This window comes from Umezawaea endophytica, assembly GCF_025061645.1.
GTDB classification, from domain to species: Bacteria; Actinomycetota; Actinomycetes; order Mycobacteriales; family Pseudonocardiaceae; genus Umezawaea; species Umezawaea endophytica.
In genome coordinates this window covers 206,585-229,445 of sequence record NZ_JANYMP010000008.1, presented here as the reverse complement: position 1 = coordinate 229,445, position 22,861 = coordinate 206,585, and the positions used below count along the sequence as shown (strand labels likewise).

Below are 22,861 nucleotides of genomic sequence, written 5' to 3'. Positions count from 1 at the left end.
CCCGGTTCCGCGGACGCCGCTCGGGAACCGTTCCACGACTGCGAAACGGTCCCCGAGGGGGATCAGCGGTTGGCCGGACCTACTTCGCGAGCTTCTCCGGGTCGAACTCCTCGGTCTTGCCGTGGACGAAGTAGTTGATGGCCCAGAGCACGACACCGGCGCCGAGCAGGTACAGCGCGATCTTGTAGTCGGCCAGCGGTCGACCGGACAGCGGGCTGGCCAGGAAGGTGCAGGTGATCACGCCGAGCCACGGCACCCACGTCGGGGCCCTGAAGTGCTCGTGGTCCGCCTTCTCCTTGCGCAGCACCAGTACGGCGACGTTGACGATGGCGAACACGATCAGCAGGAGCAGCGACGTCGTGCCGCCGAGCGCCGCGATGTCCACGAAGGACACCAGGATGACCGCGATGCCGCTGGTGAAGATGATCGAGATCCACGGCGTCCGCCGGAACGGGTGCACCACGGCGAAGAACTGCGGGATGATCTTCTCGTTGGACATGCCGTAGAGCAGGCGGCTCGCCATCAGCATGTTGATCAGTGCCGAGTTGATGACCGCGAACAGGCCGATGAGCGAGAAGAGCCACAGCGGGAACCCCGGCGCCCCCACCGTCACGACCTTCAGCAGCGCGCCGCTGCCCGCCTTCGCCAGCTCGTCCGCCGGGATCAGCAGCGACGACGTGATCGCGACCAGCACGTAGATCACCGCCGCCACGCCCATCCCCATGAGCATCGCCCTGGGGAAGATCCGCACCGGTTCGCGGCACTCCTCCGCCATGTTGACCGAGTCCTCGAACCCGACCATGGCGAAGAACGCGAGCGCCGTCGCCGACGTGATCGCCAGGAACGCGCTCTGGCCGGGAGCGGGGTCGACCTGCGTCAGGCGGCTCGCGTCACCGTCGCCCTGCACGACCGCCCAGATGCCGATCGCGATGATGATCAGCAGGCCGGACAGCTCGATGCAGGTCAGGACGACGTTCGCCTTGACCGACTCCGAGACGCCGCGGAAGTTGACCGCGGCGAGGCCGAGGATGAACAGGATCGCGACCAGCGTCGCGGGCACCGCGATGGAGTCCGAGAAGAACTCCCGCAGCACCGCCTGGAGGTAGGTCTTGCCGAACGCGAGCGCGGCCGACGCCGCGGACGTGATGCCCGAGCTCATCACCGCGAACGCGACCATGAACGTCAGGAACTGGATCTTGAAGGCCCGGTTCGTGTAGAGCGCCGCACCCGCGGCCTTCGGGTACTTGCCGACGAGTTCGAGGTAGCTGAACGCCGTCAGGAAGGCGACGACGAACGCGAGGAGGAAGGGCAGCCACAGTGCGCCGCCGATCTTGCCCGCCACGTTTCCCGTGAGGGCGTAGATACCTGTGCCGAGGATGTCCCCGATCACGAAGAACAGCAGCAGTTTGGGCCCGATGGCCCGTTTCAGTTCCGGTTGCGCCGGTGCGCTCGTCGCGTCCGCCATGCTTGAGGAGTGTGCCCGATCACATCAACGGTCGGTAGTCGACGCGGTGCGGATTGGGCAAGCCTTGAGGTTGGTCGCGGTCGCGGGGCCGGTCAGCGGCCTCCGGCGGCCCTGTCCCGACTCCTCGCCGCTACGGTCCCGCAGCCTCGTGCCAGGGGTGCAGGACCGGCGGGCACCTGATCGGGGAATGGTCGGACCAATGGTCCACGGATAGGCTCAATTGCGGAGAATAAAGGCGATTCTGCGCCTTCGGGAAATCCGGTCGGGCAATTTCGGCGAACGGCTTCACCGGTCCACGACGCTCAGAACCAGGACGGTCCCCCGCTTGTCTTCCCCGTTCCCGCCCGCTCCCCGCCGCCTGGTGCTGGAACTCGACGACGAATCGGCAGGACGGCTCGCCGGGGCGCTGCTGTCCGGCGAACCCTGCGCCATCCCGCTGCCGGGGGGCCGGTCGCTGGCCGTCCGGTCCGACGCCTTCGGCGTCCGGCTCGTCTACCCGGTCTTGTGAACGACCTCGGGCAGCGGCGCGTCCGGCGTGTACCGGTAGCGCCACACCGCGGGCAGGGCGAGCACCGCGAGGACGGTGAAGACCACCACCAGCACACCGCCGCCCGCGACGGCCGCGCCCGGTCCGGCGATGGCACCGGTGGTGCCGTGCAGCAGGTCCGCGAGCCGGGGCCCGCCGGCCACGACGACGATGAAGACGCCCTGCATCCGGCCGCGCATCTCGTCCGTGGCGGCGTTCTGGAGGATCGCGCCGCGGAACACCATGCTCACCATGTCCGCCGCGCCCGCCAGCGCCAGGAACAGCACGGCGACCCACAGCGACCTGGACAGGCCGAAGCCGATGATGGCCACGCCCCAGGCGACGACGGCGATGGTGACGCCCGCGCCGTGCCGGTTCAGCCTCGTCAGCCAGCCGGACAGGAGCCCGCACGCCATCGCGCCCAGCGGCACGGCGGCGAACAGCCAGCCCAGCGCCAGGCCGCCGCCCGGCGGGTCGCCGAACGTGTTCTCGGCCATCTCCGGGAAGAGGGCGCGCGGCATGCCGAAGACCATGGCGATGATGTCGAGCAGGAACGACGCCAGGAGCAGCTTCTGCGCGCCGAGGTAGCGGAAGCCGTCCAGGACGTCGCGGACGCCCGCGCGGCGCGAGGTGCCGCTGAGCGGCGGCATCGAGGGGAGCTTCCAGACCGCGTAGATCGTCACGGTCAGGAAGACGGCGTCGACCAGGTAGAGCGTCGGCAGGCCGATCAGGGGCATCAGCGCGCCCGCGAGCATCGGGCCGAGCACGGCGCCGAACGTCATGACGGTGCTGTTCAGCGCCACGGCCGAGGCCATCAGCTCACCGGGCACGAGCCTGGCGACAACGGCGCTGCGCGCGGGGGCGTTCAGGGCGAAGAAGACCTGCTGGAGGCCGAGCAGGGCGATGATGAGCCACACGGACTCGACGTGGAACGCGGCCTGGAGCCACAGCAGGACCGACGTGACGGCGATGCCCGCGTTGGTGACGACCAGCAGCTTGCGGCGGTCGACCGCGTCGGCGACCGCGCCGCCGTACAGGCCGAAGACCAGCAGCGGGACGAGCGCGACGGCGGCGGCGATGCCCACCCAGCTCGACGAGCCGGTGAGGTCGTAGACCTGCTTCGGGACCGCGACGGCGGTGAGCTGGCTGCCCACGGCGGTGATGACCGTCGAGACCCACAGCCTGCGGTAGGCGACGATCTTCAGTGGTCTGGTGTCGATGGCGACCTTGCGCAGCAGTCCGCTCACGACTCGTTAGCTTAGGACAACTAACGAGTCGTGAGCGGCTGGAGTCGCGGACGTCACGGGGCCACGCGCTGCAACTCCCAGCCGTCGCGCCCGAGGCGGAAGCGGAGCCGGTCGTGCATGCGGTCACGCCTGCCCTGCCAGAACTCGACCTCCTCCGGCCGGATGCGCCAGCCGCCCCAGTGCGGGGGTACCGGTACCCGGTCGGAATCGGCGAACTGGCGCTCGATCTTGTGGAGGGCACTCTCCAAAGTGGAACGACCCGACACGACGCGCGACTGCGGCGACGCCCAGGCGCCCATCTGCGAGCCGCGCGGACGGCTGTTCCAGTACTCGGCCGTCTCGACCGGGCCGACCTTCTCGACGGTGCCGCGCACGTGCGCCTGCCGCTGCATGGCGAACCACGGGAACGTCGCGGAGGCGTAGCGGGTCGCCATCAGGTCGTGGCTCTTGGAGGAGGTGTAGTTGGTGAAGAAGACCAGTCCCCGGACGTCGAGCCCCTTGGCCAGCACGGTGCGGGACGACGGGCGCCCCTCCGTGTCGGCCGTGGCGAGCACCATCGCGTTGGGCTCGGGCAGACCGGCACCGGTCGCCTGGTCCAGCCACAACTGCAACTGCTCGTGCCACGTGGCGGCGAGATCGTCCTCCGTCAGCGAGCCCTGTTCGTACGACACGCGCATGGACGGCAGTGCGATATTCGTCTCCGACATCGGCGAAACCTCCCTGGGAGAGCAGGCACTCGTGGCACCCCGTGGGTGGCGACCGTACGGGTTCGCGGCCCTGTGCGGAACCGCCTGGCTGGTGATCCGTCCCACCTGGATGGTCACTGTCCGTGTGATCATTTCTTCTGAATCGCGAACGTGATCGAGTCAGATGATCAGACGACACGCGAACGCCATCCAGGGTGAACATCGAGTGCCGCGTCGAGCCACGTCTGAGCGGTCACCGCGTCGCCTGCGAGCGAGGTGGCGAGGCTTCCGCCACGCGCCAACGGAACGAGTGACCACCAATCGTGTGAAAACGGTTCGACCGGATCTTCGCCCCAGCAAAGGACTTCAGTCCCGAGCACCCGCCTGCCCGCCAGGTGCGCCGCGCTGCCGTCGAGTTCGGGCGCGCCGATCCGCAGCGACTGGTTCAGCAGCGGACCGCCGTCGCGGCGCACCCGCACCGCGCTCGTCAGCGACCCCGGCCGTTCACCCGCCCTTCCGAGCACCAACACCTCGCGCGTCCGCAGCAGCGCGCCGGCGGCCAACTCGACGACCAACTCCGCCTCGTGGTGTGCACGCGCTGTGACGACCGTCGGCTCCGGCACGTACTGGACGCCCGCGTTCGACGCGACCTCGATCCGGACGCGGGCGCGGCTGCCCCCTGGGAGGTGGCCGGGCAGCGCCAGGGTGGCCGCGACACCGCGCAGGACGAGGTGCGCGCCCTCCCCGACCTCCACGACGAGTTCGAGGTCGTCACCGCCGAGCGGCGCCGTCACCGAGCTGACGAGGTGCACCAGCGCGGGCTCGTTCGCGGACCGCACGCGGCTCCGGTGCGGCACCAACGTGATGGGCGCCATCGACCGCAGGTCGCGGACGACGTTGCGGCCGTCCTGGTCCCGCTCCACGACCAGCCGGGCCTGCGCCTTCACGGTGCCACTCCGGTTGCCCGGCAGTCGGCCCGCCGCTCCGCGGAGCCGCCGCGGGGTCGGCCGTCGGCTCCTCGGCGGGCGACCACGACCCGGAAGTCCGCGGTACGACCCGAGTCCGCCCGCCGCACCGGTTCGAGCCCCGCGGCCACGGCGGTCAACCGACCGCCGCCACCGTGCAGTCGTGGAGCTGGGTGCGGACCCAGCCCGCCACGTCCGGCGCGTTCGGCGTCGCGACGAGCGACTGGCTGATCACCGGCAGGTCGCCGCGCATGCGGTGCGCGTCGGCCGCCATCACGACCAGGTCGGCCCCCACCAGCGGCGCGAGGTCGATCTTGTTGATCACCAGCAGGTCCGCCGTGGTGACACCGGGACCGCCCTTGCGCGGCACCTTGTCGCCGCCCGCCACGTCGACCACGAAGATCTGCCGGTCGACCAGCCCGCGGCTGAACACGGCGGTGAGGTTGTCGCCGCCGCTCTCGATGATCACCAGCTCCAGGCCGGGGATCCGCTCCTCCAGCAGTTCCACGGCGTCCAGGTTCGCGGTGATGTCGTCGCGGATCGCGGTGTGCGGGCAGCAGCCCGTCTGCACGGCCTCGATCCGGTCGACCGCCAGGACCCCCGCCTTGCGCAGGAAGTCCGCGTCCTCCGTGGTGTAGATGTCGTTCGTCACCACCGCGAGGTTCACGGTGTCGCCCAGCGCCCGGCAGAGCGCGGCGGTGAGGGCGGTCTTGCCGCTGCCCACCGGACCGCCGATGCCGATCCGCACCGCGCGCCCCATCGGCGCGTGGTGGTGGTGCGGGTCGTGCCCCGCGTCGGTGGGGTCGAAGTTGACCGGGTGCTCGTGGTCAGCTGACAAAGAGACGCACCTCTTCTCGGTGATGCCGGTCGTGCGCCTCGGCCAGCAGGTCGAGGCCGGGCGCGCCGGGCGCGGGCAGGTCCCGCGGGTCGTGGTCGGCCGTTTTCGCCGCCGTGGCGGCGACGTCGCGCAACTCCGGGGCCAGCCGCGCGAGGACGGCGTTGACCCCGAAGGGATCCAGGCCCAGCAGGCGGATCGCCGCGCTCGCCGGACCGCTGACCGCGAGGTAGCAGACGGCCAGTGCGGCGTCCTGGGGTTCACCACCGGCCAGCGCGGTCAGCGCGCCGAGGATGACCGGGTGGTGCGGGCGCGGGGTGTCAGCGAGCAGCCGGTCGAGCACCGGGGACGGCCAAGCGCGCTGCCCGGCCCGCGCGGTGCCCCTCCCCTGCGCCCGCGACGCCTTCCGCTGCGCCGGGGAAGGGGTGCGCGCGTCGAGTTCGGCGTCGAGTTCGAGCCAGTGCGTCTTCCCGCGCTGCACGGCGCTCGTGGCCGCGGCGGCGAACACAGCGGCCAACTCCCCCGCCGTGCGCAGCCTGCCGACCAGGAACGAGGCCAGGTCGGCCTCGCCCGTCACGAGCTTGCGCGCCGCGGCCTCCTCCAAGCCCCCCGAGTGCACGTGACCGCCACCGGGGAACCGCGAATCCGCCAGCAGCAGACCGGAAACGTCCATCAGAACAGGAAGTAGCGCTGCGCCATGGGCAGTTCGCTCACCGGTTGCGGCTCGACCAGGTCGCCGTCGATGTGCACGGCGAAGCTGTCCGGGTCGACGCGGACCCGCGGCATGGCGTCGTTGAGCAGCATGTCGGCCTTGCCGACGCGGCGGGTGTTCTTGACGGGCAACATCTTCCGCATCAGGTTCAACCGACCGGCCAGGTCCGAGTCGATCGCCTCCTGCGACACGAAGTGGAAGCTGCTCGCGGCGGCGGCGCTCGGGTACGAGCCGAACATCGGCCGGGCCAGCACCGGTTGCGGCGTCGGGATCGACGCGTTCGCGTCACCCATCGCGGCCCACGCGATGAAGCCGCCCTTGAGCACGACCGACGGCCGCACGCCGAAGAACTTCGGCTCCCACAGCACGAGGTCGGCCAGCTTGCCGACCTCCACCGAGCCGACCTCCTGGTCGATCCCGTGCGCGATGGCCGGGTTGATCGTGTACTTGGCGACGTACCGGCGGGCGCGCAGGTTCGTCTCCAGCTCGCCGCGGCGGCCGTGCATCACGTGCGCGGTCTGCCACGTCCGGATGATGACCTCGCCGACGCGGCCCATGGCCTGCGAGTCCGAGCTGATCATCGAGATGGCGCCGAGGTCGTGCAGGACGTCCTCGGCGGCGATCGTGGTCGGCCGGATGCGGCTCTCGGCGAACGCCAGGTCCTCCGGCACCGACGGGTTGAGGTGGTGGCACACCATCAGCATGTCGAGGTGCTCCTCGAGCGTGTTGACGGTGTGCGGCCGGGTCGGGTTCGTCGACGACGGCAGGACGTTCGGCTCGGACACCACCTGGATGATGTCCGGCGCGTGCCCGCCGCCCGCGCCCTCGGAGTGGTAGGCGTTGATCGACCTGCCGCCGATGGCGTCCAGGGTGGACTCGACGAAACCCGCCTCGTTCAACGTGTCCGTGTGGATCGCGACCTGCACGCCGGACTCGTCGGCGATGCGCAGCGCGGCGTCGATCGCGGCGGGTGTCGTGCCCCAGTCCTCGTGCAGCTTGAACCCGCCCGCGCCGCCGACCAACTGCTCGCGCAGCGCGTCGTCGCGGACCGTGTTCCCCTTGCCCAGCAACAGGACGTTGACGGGCATGCCGTCCATCGCGGTCAGCATCCGGCCGAGGTTCCACGCGCCGGGCGTGACCGTCGTGGCCTTCGTGCCCTCGGCCGGGCCGGTGCCGCCCCCGACCAGCGTCGTGAGGCCGGACGCCAGCGCCTGGTCCACGATCTGCGGGCAGATGAAGTGCACGTGGCAGTCGATGCCGCCCGCCGTGAGGATCTTCCCGTTGCCCGCCAGCACTTCCGTCGACGGGCCGATCACCAGCGCGGGGTCGACGCCGTCCATGACGTCGGGGTTCCCGGCCTTGCCGATGCCGACGATCCGGCCGTCACGCACGCCGACGTCGGCCTTGACGACGCCCCAGTGGTCCAGGATGACGGCGCCGGTGATGACCAGGTCCGGCGCGCCCTCGGCGCGGGTCGCCATGCCCTGGCCCATCGACTCGCGGATCACCTTGCCGCCGCCGAAGATCACCTCGTCACCGGCGCCCGCGCCGCGGCTGCGGTCCTCGGTCACCTCGATGAGCAGATCGGTGTCCGCCAAGCGGATCCGGTCGCCGGTCGTCGGCCCGAACAGCTCGGCGTACCGGGCGCGGTCGATGTTCGTCACAGCTCTCCCGCCCACTCCGGTCGCAGACCCGGCACGACGCGGCGGCCGGTGATGGGCACCAGCACGACCTCGCGCTCGATGCCCGGTTCGAAGCGCACGGCCGTGCCCGCGGGCACGTCGAGCCGCTGACCCCACGCGGCTTCCCGGTCGAACTCCAGACCGGGGTTGACCGCCGCGAAGTGGTAGTGCGACCCGACCTGCACCGGCCGGTCCGCCGTGTTCACCACGACCAGCGTCGTCCGCGGCCTGCCGGGGTTCAGCTCCACCGGCTCCTCGCCGGGGATGATCTCTCCTGGACGCACCGCAGCCCCCTAGCTGATCGGGTCGTGCACGGTCACGAGCTTGGTGCCGTCCGGGAAGGTCGCCTCCACCTGGACGGACTCGATCATCTCCGGGATGCCGGTCTGCACCTGGGCGCGGCCGAGCACCGTCCGCCCGCTGTGCATCAGCTCGCTGACCGTCCGCCCGTCCCGCGCGCCCTCGAGCACGTGGTCGGTGATCAGGGCGACCGACTCCGGGTAGTTCAGCAGCACCCCGCGTTCGAGCCGCCGGCGTGCCACGTCGGCCGCCACGTGGACGAGGAGCTTGTCCCGCTCGTGGGGTGTGAGGTGCATGGGTCATGGTCTATCACCTGACCCGTTCGGAGTGGGCTCCCGAAACAGGCCGTTAACCAACCCGAACGGGCGACCTGGTCTGAATCGTTGACTGGATCGTGACCCAGGACACCGCCCGGCGCGATTGCCACACCCCGGATCCGGGAGCAGTGTTGCCGCACCGCGTTTGTCTGTGGAGGAGGCGTGCACAAGGTGGTGCAGGAAGCCAAGGAAGACCCGGACGGGTTCCGTCCGGGACTCGAAGGCGTGGTCGCCTTCCGAACCGAGATCGCCGAACCGGACCGCGACGGCGGCGCGCTGCGCTACCGCGGGGTCGACATCGAGGACCTGGTCGGCCGGGTGAGCTTCGGCAACGTCTGGGCGCTGCTGGTCGACGGGCGCTTCGGCCCCGGCCTGCCACCCGCCGAGTCGTTCCCCATCCCCGTGCACACGGGTGACGTGCGCGTCGACGTCCAGGCCGCGCTGGCCATGGTCGCGCCCATCTGGGGCTACCAGCCGCTGCTCGACATCACCGAGGACGTGGCCCGCGAGCAACTGGCCCGCGCCTCCGTGATGGCGCTGTCCTACGCCGCCCAGTCCGCGCGCGGCATCGGGCGGCCCGCCGTCCCGCAGTCGCGGATCGACGAGTGCAAGACCGTCACGGAGCGGTTCCTCACCCGCTGGCGCGGCGACCCCGACCCCGACCACGTCCGGGCGCTGGACGCCTACTGGGTGTCCGCGGCCGAGCACGGCCTGAACGCGTCCACCTTCACGGCCAGGGTGATCGCCTCCACCGGCGCCGACGTGGCGGCCGCCATGTCCGGCGCCATCGGCGCGATGTCCGGCCCGCTGCACGGCGGCGCCCCGGCCCGCGTGCTGCCGATGATCGACGAGGTCGAGAAGACCGGCGACCCGAAGGCCGTGGTCTCCGCCATCCTCGACCGGGGCGACCGCCTCATGGGCTTCGGCCACCGCGTGTACCGCGCCGAGGACCCCCGCGCCCGCGTGCTGCGCCGGACCTGCCAGGAACTCGGCGCGAAGCGGTACGAGGTCGCGGCGGCACTGGAACAGGCCGCGCTGGCCGAACTGCGGGAACGCCGCAGCGACCGGGCCATCGAGACCAACGTCGAGTTCTGGGCCGCGGTCATCCTCGACTTCGCCCAGGTACCACCGCACATGATGCCCGCGATGTTCACCTGCGCCAGGACCGCCGGGTGGGCGGCGCACATCCTGGAGCAGAAGCGCACCGGCCGCCTCGTGAGGCCGTCCGCGAAGTACATCGGCCCCGCCCCCCGCGGCCCGGAGTCCGTCGAGGGCTGGGAGACGATCGCCTAGGAGTCCTGACGGGCCGGTCGACCGGCCCGTCAGGACCGCCTCGCCTCATCCTCGACCTGCTGCTCCTCGAACACGAACGGCCACCTGCGTTGGTCCGGTGGTTCCGGCGGTGCTTCGCCCTGCTCCGCCACCGGCTGGGTGAGCGCGAGTTCGTGGCGTTCCAACCACTCCAGCACGACGCCTTCCCGCGCGGCGACCCGTTCCCCGAACACCCCGCGGCGGGTCGGGTCCACCAGCGCCTGCGCGCAGGTCTTCGCCAGGGTCGGATCGTCCTTCATCAGCACGGCCAGCGGCATGGCCGCCCTGGTGATCACGTGCCTGGCGTGGGCGCCGACGTGGTTGCCGCCGCCCCGCACCACCACGTCGCAGTGGTGGAGGTCCGGTGACCCGCGCTGCGAGGTCGTCGTGAAGGTGTCGAAGAAGTCGTTCAGCTCGACCTCCACGGCCTCGACCAGGTAGGTCGTGGACGTCGTCCGCCGGTGGTCGTCCCCGAGCGCCGCCGGGTAGGCCTCGGGGAGGGTGATCGTGGTCGCCGACGGGTCCGGCTGGTCCAGCGGTTCGACGACGACGGTGACGCGCAGCGGTTTCGGCAGCGCGGAGCGCTCGGCGGGCGCGGGCGGTTGTTCGGCGGCGGCCGGTGGTCGTTCGGCGGCGGGCGGGGATGGTCGGTCGGCGGCGGAAGGGAATGGTCGTTCAGCGGGCGGGGATGGTCGTTCGGCGGCGGGCTCGGGTGGGTGGGGTGCTTCGCGGCGCGTGCTCCACCGCAGGAGCGCGAGACCCGCGGCTCCCGCCAGTGCGCTGATGGTGAAGAGGACGTTGTGCACGGCCAGCCCCCTGACCTTTCGAAACCCCGATCGTCCCGCAGGACCCGGTGCCCCAGGTGGGCTAATTCCCCATCCCCTGTCCACCGATCGGCGGACACCGGCGGTCCGTCGGCAGGTCGTCCCCGGTCGGCGCGGTGATCGCCAGGATTGCCCACATGAGCGCTATCGAGGTCAGCGGCCTGCGGAAGGCCTACGGCGGGGTGACTGCGGTGGACGGGGTGGACCTGGACGTCGCGGCGGGTGAGGTGTTCGCGTTGTTGGGGCCCAACGGGGCGGGGAAGAGCACGACCGTGGAGGTGCTGGAGGGGCACCGGAAGCGGGACTCCGGTGAGGTCCGGGTGCTGGGGCGGGATCCCGGCAAGCCGTCCGGGGACTGGCGGGCGCGGATCGGGGTCGTGCTCCAGGCGACGTCGGACGCCGCCGAGCTGACGGTGCGGGAAGCGGTGGCGCACTTCGCGGGCTACTACCCGAACCCGCGCGACGCCGACGCGGTGATCGACCTGGTGGGGTTGACCGAGAAGGCGGGCGCGCGGGCGGGCAAGCTCTCCGGTGGGCAGCGGCGGCGGCTCGACGTGGCGCTGGGGATCGTCGGACGGCCGGAGCTGCTGTTCCTGGACGAGCCGACGACGGGCTTCGACCCGGAGGCGCGGCGGCAGTTCTGGCGGCTGATCCGGCTGCTGGCGGACGAGGGCACGACGATCCTGCTGACCACGCACTACCTGGACGAGGCCGAGGCGTTGGCCGACCGGGTCGCGGTGATCGCCCGCGGCCGGATCGTCGCCGAGGGCACGCCGTCGACGTTGGGCGGGCGGGCCACGGCCGAGGCGACGGTGCGGTGGCGCGGCGCCGACGGGCCGCAGGTGCGGCGGACCCCGGACCCGCAGCGGCTCATCGTCGAACTCGCCCGGCACGAGGAGCTGGCCGAGCTGACGGTCTCCCGCCCCACCCTCGAAGACGTCTACCTGGACCTGATCGGAGAACGCGCGTGAGCACCATGGCGGTCGGAGCGGCACGGGGACGCCTGGAGCTGCGGGAGTTCTTCCGGCGCAAGGACGCGGTCGTGTTCACGTTCGCGCTGCCCGCGTTCCTCCTGGTGCTGCTGGGGAGCGTGTTCAGCGGCACGGTCCTCGGCGACATGTCGATGAGCCAGCTCTTCACGGCCAGCATGGTGGGGGCGGGCATCATCTCGACGTCGTTCATCACGCTCGGCGTCGGCGTGGCGGGCGACCGCGAGGACGGGACGCTCAAGCGCCTGCGCGGCACGCCGATGCCCGTGGCGGCCTACTTCCTCGGCAAGTTGGCGCTCGTCGCGGTGGCCAGCGTCGCCGAGGTGGCGCTGCTGCTCGCGGTCGGCATCGGGCTGTACGGCGTGGAGTTGCCGGCAGATCCGGCGCGGTGGCTGACGTTCGCCTGGGTGTTCGGGCTCGGGGTGGTGTCGTGCGCGTTGCTGGGGATCGCGGCGAGCGCGGCGGCGAAGTCGGCGCGCAGCGCTCCGGCCGTGATGAACCTGCCCTACATCGGGCTCCAGTTCATCTCCGGCGTGTTCATCAACCCGATCGTGGTGCTGCCGTCGGCGATGGTGGCCGTGGCGTCGTTCTTCCCGCTCAAGTGGATCGCGCAGGGCATGCGGTCGGTGTTCCTGCCGGACGAGGCCGCCGTGCTGGAGATGGCCGGGACCTGGGAGCACGGGATGACGGCACTGGTGCTCGGGGCGTGGTGCGTGGTCGGCTTGGGGCTGTGCCTGGTGACGTTCCGGTGGACCGACGAGTGATCGACCCGTGGCGGCGGATGGCCGCGGCGGCCTACTCGGTCGCCGCGGTCATGGTGCTGATCAGCGCCTCGCCGACGCCGAACCGGCTGGGCGCGGCCGGTCTGGTGGTCGTCTGCGCGGCCTGGGAGTTCCGGTTCGGGCCGGGCATCACGACGTGGCGGCACGAGCACCGGCCGACGCGGGCCGTGCTCTACCTGTCGGTCGTGGTGGCGCTGTTCCTGGTGGCGCTGTGGCTCGCGCCGTCGGCCGCGTTCCTGCTGTTCGCGGTGATCCCGCAGATCTACCTGGCGCTGCCGCTGCGCTGGGCGCTCGCCCCGGTCGCCGTGATCTCGTTCCTGCCGTGGCTGGGGCTGTTCGGCCGGGACGGCGGGCTGGTGGCGTTCCTGCCGATCGTGCTGCTGATCATCGTGCTGTCGCAGGTGTTCGCGTGGGTGATCACCACCATCCAGGAGAAGAACCGGCAGCAGGAGCTGCTCGTCGCGGAGCTGCGGCGGTCGCAGGAGGAGAACGCCGAGCTGTCGCGCGCGGCGGGCGCGGCTGCCGAGCGGGAACGGCTGTCCGGCGAGATCCACGACACGCTGGCGCAGGGCTTCACCAGCATCGTCACGCTGGTGCAGGCGGCGCGCGGCAACCCGGCCGGGGCGCCGAAGCTGCTGGACCTGGCGCTGCTGACGGCGCGGGAGAACCTGGCGGAGGCGCGGACGCTGGTGGCCGCGCTGGCGCCCGCCGCGCTGAGCGGGTCGACGCTGGTGGAGGCGATCGGCAGGCAGGCGGAGCGGCTGGGCGAGGAGTCGGGCATCGTGGTGCGGCACCGGACGGACGGCGAGCCCGCGGCGTTGCCGACGTCGGTCGAGGTGGTGCTGCTGCGGGCGGCGCAGGAGGCGTTCCACAACGTCCGCAAGCACGCGCGGGCGAGCGCGGTGGAGGTCGAGTTGGCGTTCGAGGAGGAGTCCGTGCGGCTGTCGGTGTGCGACGACGGGCTCGGGCTCGGCGACAGCCAGGAGGGGTTCGGGCTGCGCGGGATGCGGGCGCGGGCCGAGCAGGTCGGCGGCACGCTGGACGTGGCGGGCCGGGACGGCCGGGGCGGGACGGCGCTGACGCTGCGGGTGCCCCGGTGATCCGCGTGCTGCTGGTCGACGACCACCCGGTGGTGCGGCAGGGGCTGCACGCGATGCTCGACGCCGAGGCCGACCTGACCGTCGTCGGCGAGGCGGCGTCCGGCGCGGAGGCGGTCGAGTTCGTCGCGAACGACCCGCCGGACGTCGTGCTGATGGACCTGCGGATGCCCGGCATGGACGGCGCGACCGCCACGGCCGAGATCGTCGCTTCGGGTTCCCGGAGCCGCGTGGTGGTGCTGACGACGTACGAAACGGACACCGACATCCTCCGGGCGGTCGAGGCGGGGGCCGCCGGGTACCTGTTGAAGGACTCCCCTTTGGTGGAACTGGTCGCCGCGATCCGCGGTGCCGCGCGGGGTGAGACGGTGCTCGCGCCGTCCGTCGTCGGCAAGCTCGTCGGACGGGTCCGCACCCCCGCGCGACCAGCGCTGTCGGCCCGCGAGATCGAGGTGTTGCGGCTGGTGGGACGAGGTTTGTCCAACAGCGGGATCGGGCGTGAGCTGTTCATCACCGAGGCCACGGTGAAGACCCACCTGCTGCGCGCGTTCGGCAAACTGGGGGTGTCCGACCGGACCGCAGCCGTGACCACCGCCATGGAGCTCGGTGTCCTCGGATGAGTGACCAGGGACACCCGGACGTCACGTCCCGGCCACCCGGCTGCAACACTTGCACCCCCGGCAACGGCGCCGGTCAGGCAGTCCCCTGAACCCGCCCCCGGAGGCGTCGACAATGACCCAGACCGCCGATCCGACCACGTTGATCGTGCCCGCCGACCTGAAGCCGTCCGACGGCCGGTTCGGCTGCGGCCCGTCCAAGGTGCGCCCCGAGGCCCTCCAGGCCCTGGTGACCGAGGGCGCCGCGCTGCTCGGCACCTCGCACCGCCAGAAGCCGGTGAAGTCGCTGGTCGGCCAGGTCCGATCCGGCCTGCGCGAGCTGTTCTCGCTGCCCGAGGGCTACGAGGTCGTGCTCGGCAACGGCGGCACCACGGCGTTCTGGGACGCGGCGGCGTTCGGCCTGGTCCGCGAGAAGGCGCAGCACTTCACGAACGGCGAGTTCTCCTCGAAGTTCGCGAAGGTCACCAACGAGGCCCCGTTCCTCGCGCCGTCGCACATCACCAAGGCCGAGCCGGGTTCCGCGCCGGAGATCTTCTACGAGGCGGGCACCGACCTCGTCGGCTGGGCGCAGAACGAGACCTCGACCGGTGTCGTGACGCCCGTGAAGCGGCCCGAGGGCTCGGACGGCGCGCTGATCGCCATCGACGCGACCTCCGCCGCGGGCGGCCTCGCCGTCGACGTGTCCGAAACGGACGTCTACTACTTCGCGCCGCAGAAGAACTTCGCCTCCGACGGCGGCCTGTGGATCGCGCTGATGAGCCCGGCGGCGCTGGAGCGGGTCGGCGAGATCGCCGCGACCGGCCGCTGGGTGCCGGAGTTCCTGTCGCTGCCGACGGCGCTGGACAACTCCACCAAGGAGCAGACCTACAACACGCCGTCGCTGACGACGCTCTTCCTGCTGGCCAACCAGATCGACTGGATCAACGGCAACGGCGGCCTGTCCTGGGCGGCCGAGCGCACCGCGGACTCCGCGCAGCGCCTGTACTCCTGGGCCGAGAAGACCTCGTACACCACGCCGTACGTGGAGAACCCCGACCACCGCTCGAACGTGGTCGGCACGATCAACTTCACCGACGAGGTCGACGCCGCCGTCGTGGCGAAGGTGTTGCGCGCCAACGGCATCGTCGACGTCGAGCCGTACCGCAAGCTCGGCAAGAACCAGCTCCGCGTCGCGATGTTCTCGGCCATCGAGCCCGACGACGTCACCACGCTCACGAAGGCCGTCGACTGGGTCGTCTCCCAGCTCGGCTGACCCACGGACGAGAAGAGGGGCCTCCCGCGCCGGAGGCCCCTCTTCTCCTTTCATCCCGCCCGGTCGCCGCCACTGCCGCGAACCACGTGCCCCAGAACTGTCGGACCCCTTGGGTAGCGTTCAGTTCGGGGGGCCTTCACGACGGGGCGACCCCTGGTCCTCACCGCTCGAAACCCGCTGGGCCGGAACGCGCGCACCTGCCACGCTGACCCCGTGGAGCACCGGATTTCAGCTCTGGAGGGCTCGGCGGAACTCGCGGCCGTCACCGCGCACCTGCTCGCCCTGCTGCCGTCGTGGTTCGGCATCCCCGAGTCCAACGCCGACTACACCGCGTCGGCGCACCACCTCCCCGGCCTGGTCGCCGAGGTCGACGCCGAACCCGTCGGCGTCCTGCTGCACCGCAGGCACTTCCCCGAGTCGGCCGAGGTCCACCTGATGGCCATCGCCCCGCACCTGCACCGGCACGGCATCGGCAGGGCGCTGGTCACGGCCGTCGAATCGCGCCTGCGCGCGGACGGCTGCCGGTTGCTCCAGGTGAAGACCCTGGGCGCGGCCCACCCCGACGAGGGCTACGCGCGCACCAGGGCGTTCTACCGGGCCGTGGGCTTCCTGCCGCTGGAGGAGACCGCCGACCTCTGGCCGGGAACGCCCTGCCTCCTCATGGCCAAACCTCTCGGCCGGGTGAGGGCTCCCCCTGCGAAGCCCCCACCCGGCGGGCTACGCGAGCGCCTCGGTCGGTGACAGCCGGGCGGCGCGCATCGCGGGGTACGCCCCGGCGATGGCCCCGACCAGCATCGACACCGCGACCCCGCCGAGGACAGCGGGGAGCGGGATCTCGGCGGGCCACCCCTGGCTCACCGAGTACCCCGCGGTGACGGCCACCCCGATCAGCACGCCGACCAGGCCCCCGAGCCCGGACAGCAGCACCGATTCGGCGAGGAACTGCCCGCGCACCTGGCGCCGCGTCGCCCCGAGCGCGCGGCGCAGGCCGATCTCCCGGCGCCGCTCCAGCACCGAGATCACCATCGTGTTGGCGACCCCGACCCCGCCGACCAGCAGCGCGACCCCGCCCAGCCCGAGGAACAGGCCGCTGTACGCGGTCTCGGTGAGCTGCTTCGCGGCCAGGGCGTCCGACGGGCGGGCGACCTTGACCTCGTTGGGCCGCTGGGGGTTCAGCGTCGCGCCGAGCACGTTGCGCACGTCCTCGACGGCGTTGTCGTCGGCCCGCACGTACACCGTGCCGGGGTGGCCGTCGAAACCCAGCCGCTCGATCGCGACGTCCCAGCCGACCAGCACGGACCGCTCGACCTCCGGCGCGAGCGGCATCGGGTCGAGGATGCCCGCGACGGTGAACCACTGGCCGTCGACGAACACCTGGCCGCCGAGGCCGGTGATGCCGAGCCTGGTCGCCGCGACCGAGCCGAGCACGACCGACGGGAACGCGGAGTCGTCCACGAACCGGCCGAGGCGGACCTTGCCGCCGATGGTGGCCAGCAGGTCCGGCCTCGCGGCGAACACGGACAGCCCGGACGTCTCGTCCTCGGGCACGTGGTCGTTGCGCCGCACGGTCTTCTGCGTCTTGCCGATGCCGCTCGCGGACTGCACCGGCTCGATCCGCTGCGCCATCCCGACGGCCGTCTTCGGCAGCTTCGCCGGGTCCCCGCCGAACGTCTCGCCCGGTTCGGCCCGCAGCAGGTTCGTGCCCAGCGCGGCGAGCTGGTCGCTCAACGCCTTCGCGCTCGACGCCGGGATGCCGATCACCGCGACGACCGCCGCGATGCCGATGGCGATGCCGAGCGCGGACAGCACGGCCCGCATCGGCTTGGTGCGCATCCCGTGCGCGCCGAGCCTGCCGACGTCCCGCGGGCCGAGCCTGGTCGGCGGGGGCAGGGTGGTGGTCACACCAGCACCCCCGTGTCGAGTTGGAGCGCGCCGTCCAGCATCTCGACGCGGCGCGGCGCGTGCGCGGCGATCTCCCGGTCGTGCGTGATGATCACGATCGTCGTGCCCTCGGCGTTCAGCTCGCCGAGCAGGTCGAGCACCCCGACGCCGTTGCGGCTGTCCAGGTTCCCGGTCGGCTCGTCGGCCAGCACGATCGACGGCCGGTTCACCACGGCCCGCGCGATGGCGACCCGCTGGCGCTCCCCGCCGGACATCTCGCTCGGCAGGTGCCACGCCCGGTGCGACAGGCCGACGCGGTCCAGCGCTTCCAGCGCCATCGGCCGCCGCTTCCGGTGCGGCACCCCGGCGTACAGCAGCCCGGACGCCACGTTGTCGACCGCGGGCAGCCCCTCGGTGAGGAAGAACTGCTGGAACACGAACCCGATCCACCTCGACCGCAGCGCGGACAGCTTGCGGTCCGCCAGCAGCGCGGCGTCGTGGCCGCGCACCAGGACGTGACCGGTGGTGGGCCGGTCCAGCGTGCCCATCAACTGGAGCAGCGTCGACTTGCCCGACCCGGACGGGCCGACGATGGCCAGCATCTCGCCGTCGCGAACGCTCAGCGACACCTCGCGCAGCGCCTGCACGCCACCGGGGTACGTGCGACCCGCGCGGCGCACGTCCAGGACGGGCGTCACGAGGTCGTCACCACCTTCAGGCCCTCGGTGAGGCCCTCACCGCTGACCTCCACCTCGCCCTTGGCGAACAGCCCGGTCTTCACCGCGATGAGCTTGCGGTCGCTCGCGGTCTCGACGGCGTAGCCGCCCTCCGCCAGCGCCAGCAGCGCGCCGACCGGCACGACCAGCACGCCCTCCTTCCTGCCGGTGGTGAACTCGACGCTCACGGACACCGCGTCGAGCCCGCCCGCCGCGGCCGGGTCGTCCAGGGTGATCGTGACGGTGGACTTGGCCTGGCCGCCGGGGTTCTGGTCGTTGGCCTCGGTCGGTTTGCCGATCGAGGCGATGGTGCCGGTGGTCGTGCCGCCGCCGGTGATCGTCAGTCCGACCTTCTCGCCGACCTTCGCGATCCGCAGCTTCGACGAGTCGAGCTGCACGGTGACGACGCGGGACGTTCCGGTGACCTTCACCAGGTCGCCGGTGCCCGGCGCGCCGAGCTGCGCGGTGACCGAGGAGACCCGGACCGGGCCGGGCTGGACGACGACGTCGCCCACCGCCAGCACGCCGTTCTGCTCGAGGCCGAGCGCCTTCTGCCACTTCTTGATCGCGGCGGCGGTCCAGACCGTGAACTTCTCGTCCGGCTCGCCGAAGTCGGCGAAGCCCAGCTCCTTGAGGTTCTCCTCGACGATCTTCACGTCCGGCCCGCTGCTCATGCCGTCGGTGAGGTCCCGGTAGAGGGGCAGCGAGCCGTAGAACAGCGGCACCGGCTTGGCGTCGACGGAGTACGCGGTCTGGCCGCGCTCGACCACCGCCCCCGCGTCCGGCAGCCAGGTCACGGTGCCCGGCTTGCGGCCCGCGAGCGGGCGTTCCGCGCCGTAGGCGAGCGCGCCCGTCACGGTCTGCTGGTCGGCGAGGGAGCCCTTGCGGACCTCGGCGGTGTCCGGCGCCTCGGCCTTCGGCGGTGCGGCGTTGGCGGTGTTCGCCGCGATCCTGGTCAGCACGACCACGCCCCCGGTGCCCAGCACGGCCACGGCGACGAGCACCACGACCAGCCAACGACCTCTCCTGCGCCGCCGCGGTGCGGTCGGTCCGGTCTGGTCAGCCATTCGCGGGAACCCCCGGGATCGACACCATGCCGCCGTCACCCATGCCGCACGCCTTCGCGGCCTCCTCGAACTTCTTGGTGTCGTCGCCGAGGTCGAGGGTCTGGCCCTTGCCGCTCCCGGTGAAGTCGGGGTCCGGCATGTCGATGCCGTGCTCGCGCATGCACTTGGCCTGCTCGCGCATCTTGTCCTTCTCCTCCTGGCTCGGCTCCTTGTACTCGCCGCCGTTCGGGAGGAACTTCTTGCACGCGTCGTTGGCCTTGTTCATCTTGTCCAGGTCGGCGCCCTCGCCAGCCGGGATGCCCCTCATCACCCCGCCCTGCGGGTCAGGCATGTCGACGCCGTTGTCCCGCATGCACTTGGCGAACTCGCGGAGCTTGTCCGCGTCGGCGGGATCGAGGTTCGCGCCCTTCGGCTTGTCCTGCCCGGACGACGGGGAGCCGGAGCTGACCGATGCCACCTTGCTGCCTCCGTCGCCTCCTCCGCAGCCGGTGACCAGCACGAACAGCACGGGCACGAGCAGGCCTGCGGCCAACTTCACCTTCATGCGCTCCTCCTTGTGTGTGGTCGGCGGGGCCGCTCCCCCGAGCTCGGCCCCGCCGCGGTTGAAGTTCTACGGATCAGCGGATTTCGGGGCGTTAAGCGAAGTGCCTTATCCAGCGCTTATGCCCGGTTCGGCGAAACTGGGCGCATGCGCGTGCTGGTGGTGGAGGACGAACGTCTGCTCGCGGACTCGATCGCGGAGGGCCTTCGCAGGCTCTCCATGGCGGTCGACGTCTGCTACGACGGCGGGGAGGCGCTGGAACGCGTCGGGGTGCACGACTACGACGTGGTCGTGCTGGACCGGGACCTGCCGGTGGTGCACGGCGACCAGGTGTGCGAGGCGGTGCTGGCCGCGGGCGGCGAGGCGCGGGTGCTGATGCTCACCGCGGCCGCCGACGTGGACGACCGGGTCGCGGGCCTCGGCGTCGGCGCCGACGACTACCTGACCAAGCCGTTCGCGTTCGCCGAACTGGTCGCACGAGTGCGGGCGCTGGCCCGCCGCGCCCGCCCCGCGCTGCCGCCGGTGCTGAAGCGCGCCGGGGTCGTGCTGGACCTGCCGCGCCACCAGGTGTCGCGCGACGGCCGGTTCGTGGCGCTGTCGCCGAAGGAGTTCGCCGTGCTGGAGGTGCTGATGCGGGCCGAGGGCGCGGTGGTGAGCCCCGAGTCGCTGCTGGAGAAGGCGTGGGACGAGCACGCGGACCCGTTCACCAACGCGGTCCGGGTGGCGATGATGACGCTCCGCCGCAAGCTCGGCACACCCCAGGTGATCGAGACCGTGCCCGGCGCCGGCTACCGGTTCACGTCGTGAAAGAGCTGCGGCTGTCGATCCGCACCCGGCTCACGGCCTGGTACGGCGGGCTGTTCGCGCTGGCGGGCACCGCGCTGCTGATCACCAACTACGTGCTGGTCGCCGCGACCCTGCCGGACCCGGACAACTTCCTCGCCGTGCGCCGGGCCGACTCCGTCTCCGCCTACCCCGCCTACCCCGCGGTCGGGGTGCTCCCCTCGGAGACGGTGTCGACCGCGGCGCTCAGCACGGTCGAGGACTACCGCGAGTCGGCGTTGAGCACCCTGCTCCTCCAGTCGGCGGTGGCCTTGGTGATCACGGTCGTCCTCGCGGTCTGGATGGGCTGGCTGATGGCGAGCCGGGTGCTCCAGCCGCTGCACTCGATCACCAACACCGCCCACCAGCTCGGCGCCGACAACCTCGGCAGGCGGATCAACCACGAGGGCCCCGACGACGAGCTGAAGGACCTCGCCGACACGTTCGACGGGATGCTCGACCGGCTCACGGGGGCGTTCGACAGCCAGAAGCGGTTCGTCGCGAACGCCTCGCACGAGCTGCGCACCCCGCTGGCCATCCAGCGGACGCTGATCGAGGTCGCGATGGGCGCGCCGGACGCCGGGCCGGACCTGACGAGGCTGGGGAACCACCTCCTCGACACGAACACGCGCAGCGAGAAGCTCATCGACGGCCTGCTGCTGCTCGCCCGCAGCGACCGCGGCCTCAGCAGCCGGGAGCGGATCCGGCTGCACGAGGTGGTCGCCGACGTCGTCGCCTCGTGCTCCGACCTGGCCGATTCACGCCAGGTGCGGTTCCACGTGTCGACGTCGCGGCGGATCGTCGTCGGCGACCCGGTGCTGCTGTCCCACCTGGTCTCGAACCTGATCCGGAACGCGGTCCTCTACAACGAACCCGGCGGGACCGTCCACGTCGAGACCGGCTCCGAACCCGCGTTGCGGGTGGTCAACACCGGTGAACCGATCCCGGCCGAGGTGGTCCCCGGCCTGTTCGAACCCTTTCGGCGGTACCGCACCGAACGGTTGGCCAGCGAGGGCACAGGTCTAGGCCTCTCCCTGGTCCGGTCCATCGCCGCAGCCCACGAGGGGTCCGTCAGCGCACGCCCCAACACCGCCGGAGGGCTCGTGCTCGAGGTGAACCTTCCGGTAACAGACGTGCGCGCGGCACCGATGTACGGCAAGATCGGGTGAAGTAGACCTATGGGCACGGCGAGTCTCCGTCGTCAAGGAGGCTCGCCGGTTTAACGTCTTTGCTTGGCGAGGTGGAAGAAAATAGGGGAGGCCAGGATGCGAGCGCTGCGAGTCATCGGGCTCGACGAGGACGGCAAGTCCGTCATCTGCGAGGACCCGTCCGGCGGCGAGCGCTTTCTGCTTCCGGCGGACGAGCGCCTCCGAGCCGCCGCGCGCGGCGACCTGACCCGGCTCGGCCAGATCCAGATCGAGGTCGAGAGCCAGATGCGGCCGCGGGAGATCCAGGCCCGCATCCGCGCCGGTGAGTCGGTCGAGCAGGTGGCGGCCGCGTCCGGTCTGCCGTCGCACCGCGTCGAGCGGTACGCCTACCCCGTGCTCCTGGAGCGGTCCCGCACCGCCGACCTGGCCCAGCGCGCCCACCCCGTCCGCGAGGACGGCCCGGACGTGCAGACGCTCGGCGAGGTGGTCGCGCACTCCTTCGGGCTGCGCGGGCAGGACTACACCGACGTCGGCTGGGACTCGTGGCGAGGCGAGGACGGCAAGTGGGTCGTGCAGATGCACTGGACCGCGGGCCGCTCGGACAACATCGCGCACTGGGCCTTCCACCCCGGCGCGCACGGCGGCACGGTGACCGCGCTGGACGAGGCGGCGGTGGACCTGATGGACCCCAACCCGAACCGGACACTGCGGACCGTACGACCGGTGACGCAACTCGCCAGGCAGGCACTGGAAGCCCAGACGCCGGTCCGGGAGGAGGTGGAGACGGAGATCCTCGCCAAGGAGGAGCCCGCTCCAGCGCCGGTGGTACCGGAGCAGCCTGTCGCCGAGCCAGAGCCGGTGGTCGAGGCTCCGGTCGCGGAGACGCCTGTTGCCCCTCCGGTGCGGAAAGAGCCGCCGAAGAGGGGGAAGAAGACACATCCCATCGTGCCGTCGTGGGAGGACGTGCTGTTGGGAGTTCGGTCGCATCGCGGCTGAGGGAGGTTGAAGAACGGCCCGCTGCGGATGGCTCGCGGCGGGTCGTTTTTTGTGTGGGGGTGGTGGTGGGGGTGGGTCGTTCT

Annotated in this window: 25 protein-coding genes; 11 read left to right on the top strand and 14 right to left on the bottom strand. The window is 71.6% G+C overall.

Annotated features, from left to right (window positions below):
* Positions 1-79: 79 nt before the first annotated feature.
* Positions 80-1,465 (bottom strand): APC family permease, encoded by a 1,386-nt coding sequence (locus NZH93_RS19115; protein ID WP_259624466.1) that lies wholly within the window; start codon positions 1,463-1,465, stop codon positions 80-82.
* Between the two features lie 325 nt (positions 1,466-1,790).
* Between NZH93_RS19115 and NZH93_RS19110 the strand changes: the two genes are divergently transcribed.
* Positions 1,791-1,973, top strand: coding sequence for a hypothetical protein (locus NZH93_RS19110; protein WP_259624465.1), 183 nt, complete (start codon positions 1,791-1,793; stop codon positions 1,971-1,973).
* On the opposite strand, the gene NZH93_RS19105 is transcribed toward NZH93_RS19110, so the two are convergent.
* The 8 genes from NZH93_RS19105 to NZH93_RS19070 all read right to left on the bottom strand — a co-directional run bounded on the left by NZH93_RS19105 (position 1,958) and on the right by NZH93_RS19070 (position 8,714).
* Positions 1,958-3,238, bottom strand: coding sequence for an MFS transporter (locus NZH93_RS19105; protein WP_259624464.1), 1,281 nt, complete (start codon positions 3,236-3,238; stop codon positions 1,958-1,960). The two genes, NZH93_RS19110 and NZH93_RS19105, sit on opposite strands and share 16 nt — an antisense overlap.
* Positions 3,239-3,291: 53 nt before the next feature.
* On the bottom strand, positions 3,292-3,945 hold the full coding sequence (pdxH, locus tag NZH93_RS19100) for a pyridoxamine 5'-phosphate oxidase (RefSeq protein WP_259624463.1): 654 nt from the start codon (positions 3,943-3,945) through the stop codon (positions 3,292-3,294).
* A 167-nt stretch (positions 3,946-4,112) separates the two neighbouring features.
* The gene (locus NZH93_RS19095) at positions 4,113-4,871 is read right to left on the bottom strand and encodes an urease accessory protein UreD (protein ID WP_259624462.1); all 759 of its coding nucleotides are present in this window, start codon (positions 4,869-4,871) and stop codon (positions 4,113-4,115) included.
* A 154-nt stretch (positions 4,872-5,025) separates the two neighbouring features.
* The gene (gene ureG / locus NZH93_RS19090) at positions 5,026-5,727 is read right to left on the bottom strand and encodes an urease accessory protein UreG (RefSeq protein WP_259624461.1); all 702 of its coding nucleotides are present in this window, start codon (positions 5,725-5,727) and stop codon (positions 5,026-5,028) included.
* The gene (locus tag NZH93_RS19085) at positions 5,717-6,397 is read right to left on the bottom strand and encodes an urease accessory protein UreF (RefSeq protein WP_259624460.1); all 681 of its coding nucleotides are present in this window, start codon (positions 6,395-6,397) and stop codon (positions 5,717-5,719) included. The genes ureG and NZH93_RS19085 overlap by 11 nt, the downstream gene beginning before the upstream one ends.
* Complete coding sequence (locus NZH93_RS19080) at positions 6,397-8,100, bottom strand: urease subunit alpha (protein ID WP_259624459.1); 1,704 nt, start codon at positions 8,098-8,100, stop codon at positions 6,397-6,399. The genes NZH93_RS19085 and NZH93_RS19080 overlap by 1 nt, the downstream gene beginning before the upstream one ends.
* Entirely contained in the window at positions 8,097-8,402 is a 306-nt protein-coding gene (locus NZH93_RS19075; RefSeq protein WP_259624458.1) for an urease subunit beta, read from the bottom strand. The genes NZH93_RS19080 and NZH93_RS19075 overlap by 4 nt, the downstream gene beginning before the upstream one ends.
* A 9-nt stretch (positions 8,403-8,411) precedes the next feature.
* The gene (locus NZH93_RS19070) at positions 8,412-8,714 is read right to left on the bottom strand and encodes an urease subunit gamma (protein ID WP_259624457.1); all 303 of its coding nucleotides are present in this window, start codon (positions 8,712-8,714) and stop codon (positions 8,412-8,414) included.
* Between the two features lie 183 nt (positions 8,715-8,897).
* Between NZH93_RS19070 and NZH93_RS19065 the strand changes: the two genes are divergently transcribed.
* Positions 8,898-10,028: a citrate synthase 2 gene (locus NZH93_RS19065; protein WP_372506696.1), complete on the top strand. Its 1,131-nt coding sequence runs from the start codon at positions 8,898-8,900 to the stop codon at positions 10,026-10,028.
* Between the two features lie 29 nt (positions 10,029-10,057).
* On the opposite strand, the gene NZH93_RS19060 is transcribed toward NZH93_RS19065, so the two are convergent.
* Complete coding sequence (locus NZH93_RS19060) at positions 10,058-10,852, bottom strand: hypothetical protein (protein ID WP_259624456.1); 795 nt, start codon at positions 10,850-10,852, stop codon at positions 10,058-10,060.
* Positions 10,853-11,007: 155 nt separating this feature from the next.
* Here NZH93_RS19060 and NZH93_RS19055 point away from each other — a divergent pair, with 155 nt between their 5' ends.
* The 6 genes from NZH93_RS19055 to NZH93_RS19030 all read left to right on the top strand — a co-directional run bounded on the left by NZH93_RS19055 (position 11,008) and on the right by NZH93_RS19030 (position 16,348).
* Positions 11,008-11,841: an ABC transporter ATP-binding protein gene (locus NZH93_RS19055; protein ID WP_259624455.1), complete on the top strand. Its 834-nt coding sequence runs from the start codon at positions 11,008-11,010 to the stop codon at positions 11,839-11,841.
* A gap of 5 nt (positions 11,842-11,846) precedes the next feature.
* Positions 11,847-12,623, top strand: coding sequence for an ABC transporter permease (locus tag NZH93_RS19050; RefSeq protein WP_259624610.1), 777 nt, complete (start codon positions 11,847-11,849; stop codon positions 12,621-12,623).
* On the top strand, positions 12,608-13,741 hold the full coding sequence (locus tag NZH93_RS19045; protein WP_259624454.1) for a sensor histidine kinase: 1,134 nt from the start codon (positions 12,608-12,610) through the stop codon (positions 13,739-13,741). Before NZH93_RS19050 ends, NZH93_RS19045 begins: the two co-directional genes overlap by 16 nt.
* Positions 13,738-14,358, top strand: coding sequence for a response regulator (locus tag NZH93_RS19040; RefSeq protein ID WP_259624453.1), 621 nt, complete (start codon positions 13,738-13,740; stop codon positions 14,356-14,358). Before NZH93_RS19045 ends, NZH93_RS19040 begins: the two co-directional genes overlap by 4 nt.
* A gap of 112 nt (positions 14,359-14,470) precedes the next feature.
* Complete coding sequence (gene serC / locus NZH93_RS19035; protein ID WP_259624452.1) at positions 14,471-15,607, top strand: phosphoserine transaminase; 1,137 nt, start codon at positions 14,471-14,473, stop codon at positions 15,605-15,607.
* Positions 15,608-15,820: 213 nt separating this feature from the next.
* The gene (locus tag NZH93_RS19030; RefSeq protein WP_259624451.1) at positions 15,821-16,348 is read left to right on the top strand and encodes a GNAT family N-acetyltransferase; all 528 of its coding nucleotides are present in this window, start codon (positions 15,821-15,823) and stop codon (positions 16,346-16,348) included.
* On the opposite strand, the gene NZH93_RS19025 is transcribed toward NZH93_RS19030, so the two are convergent.
* From NZH93_RS19025 to NZH93_RS19010, 4 genes are all read right to left on the bottom strand, one after another.
* Positions 16,325-17,440 carry an ABC transporter permease gene (locus NZH93_RS19025; protein ID WP_259624609.1) on the bottom strand — a complete coding sequence of 372 codons (1,116 nt, stop codon included), beginning with the start codon at positions 17,438-17,440 and terminating at the stop codon, positions 16,325-16,327. The two genes, NZH93_RS19030 and NZH93_RS19025, sit on opposite strands and share 24 nt — an antisense overlap.
* A gap of 65 nt (positions 17,441-17,505) precedes the next feature.
* A complete protein-coding gene (locus NZH93_RS19020; protein ID WP_259624450.1) occupies positions 17,506-18,186 on the bottom strand; it encodes an ABC transporter ATP-binding protein in 681 nt (226 codons plus the stop codon).
* Entirely contained in the window at positions 18,183-19,271 is a 1,089-nt protein-coding gene (locus tag NZH93_RS19015; RefSeq protein WP_259624449.1) for a peptidoglycan-binding domain-containing protein, read from the bottom strand. The genes NZH93_RS19020 and NZH93_RS19015 overlap by 4 nt, the downstream gene beginning before the upstream one ends.
* Positions 19,264-19,815, bottom strand: coding sequence for a hypothetical protein (locus NZH93_RS19010; protein ID WP_259624448.1), 552 nt, complete (start codon positions 19,813-19,815; stop codon positions 19,264-19,266). The genes NZH93_RS19015 and NZH93_RS19010 overlap by 8 nt, the downstream gene beginning before the upstream one ends.
* Positions 19,816-19,959: 144 nt before the next feature.
* Here NZH93_RS19010 and NZH93_RS19005 point away from each other — a divergent pair, with 144 nt between their 5' ends.
* The 3 genes from NZH93_RS19005 to sepH all read left to right on the top strand — a co-directional run bounded on the left by NZH93_RS19005 (position 19,960) and on the right by sepH (position 22,778).
* Entirely contained in the window at positions 19,960-20,619 is a 660-nt protein-coding gene (locus tag NZH93_RS19005; protein ID WP_259624447.1) for a response regulator transcription factor, read from the top strand.
* Positions 20,616-21,803, top strand: a complete 1,188-nt coding sequence (locus NZH93_RS19000; protein WP_259624446.1) for a sensor histidine kinase — start codon at positions 20,616-20,618, stop codon at positions 21,801-21,803. Before NZH93_RS19005 ends, NZH93_RS19000 begins: the two co-directional genes overlap by 4 nt.
* Before the next feature lie 96 nt (positions 21,804-21,899).
* Complete coding sequence (sepH, locus tag NZH93_RS18995; RefSeq protein WP_259624445.1) at positions 21,900-22,778, top strand: septation protein SepH; 879 nt, start codon at positions 21,900-21,902, stop codon at positions 22,776-22,778.
* Positions 22,779-22,861 lie beyond the last annotated feature (83 nt).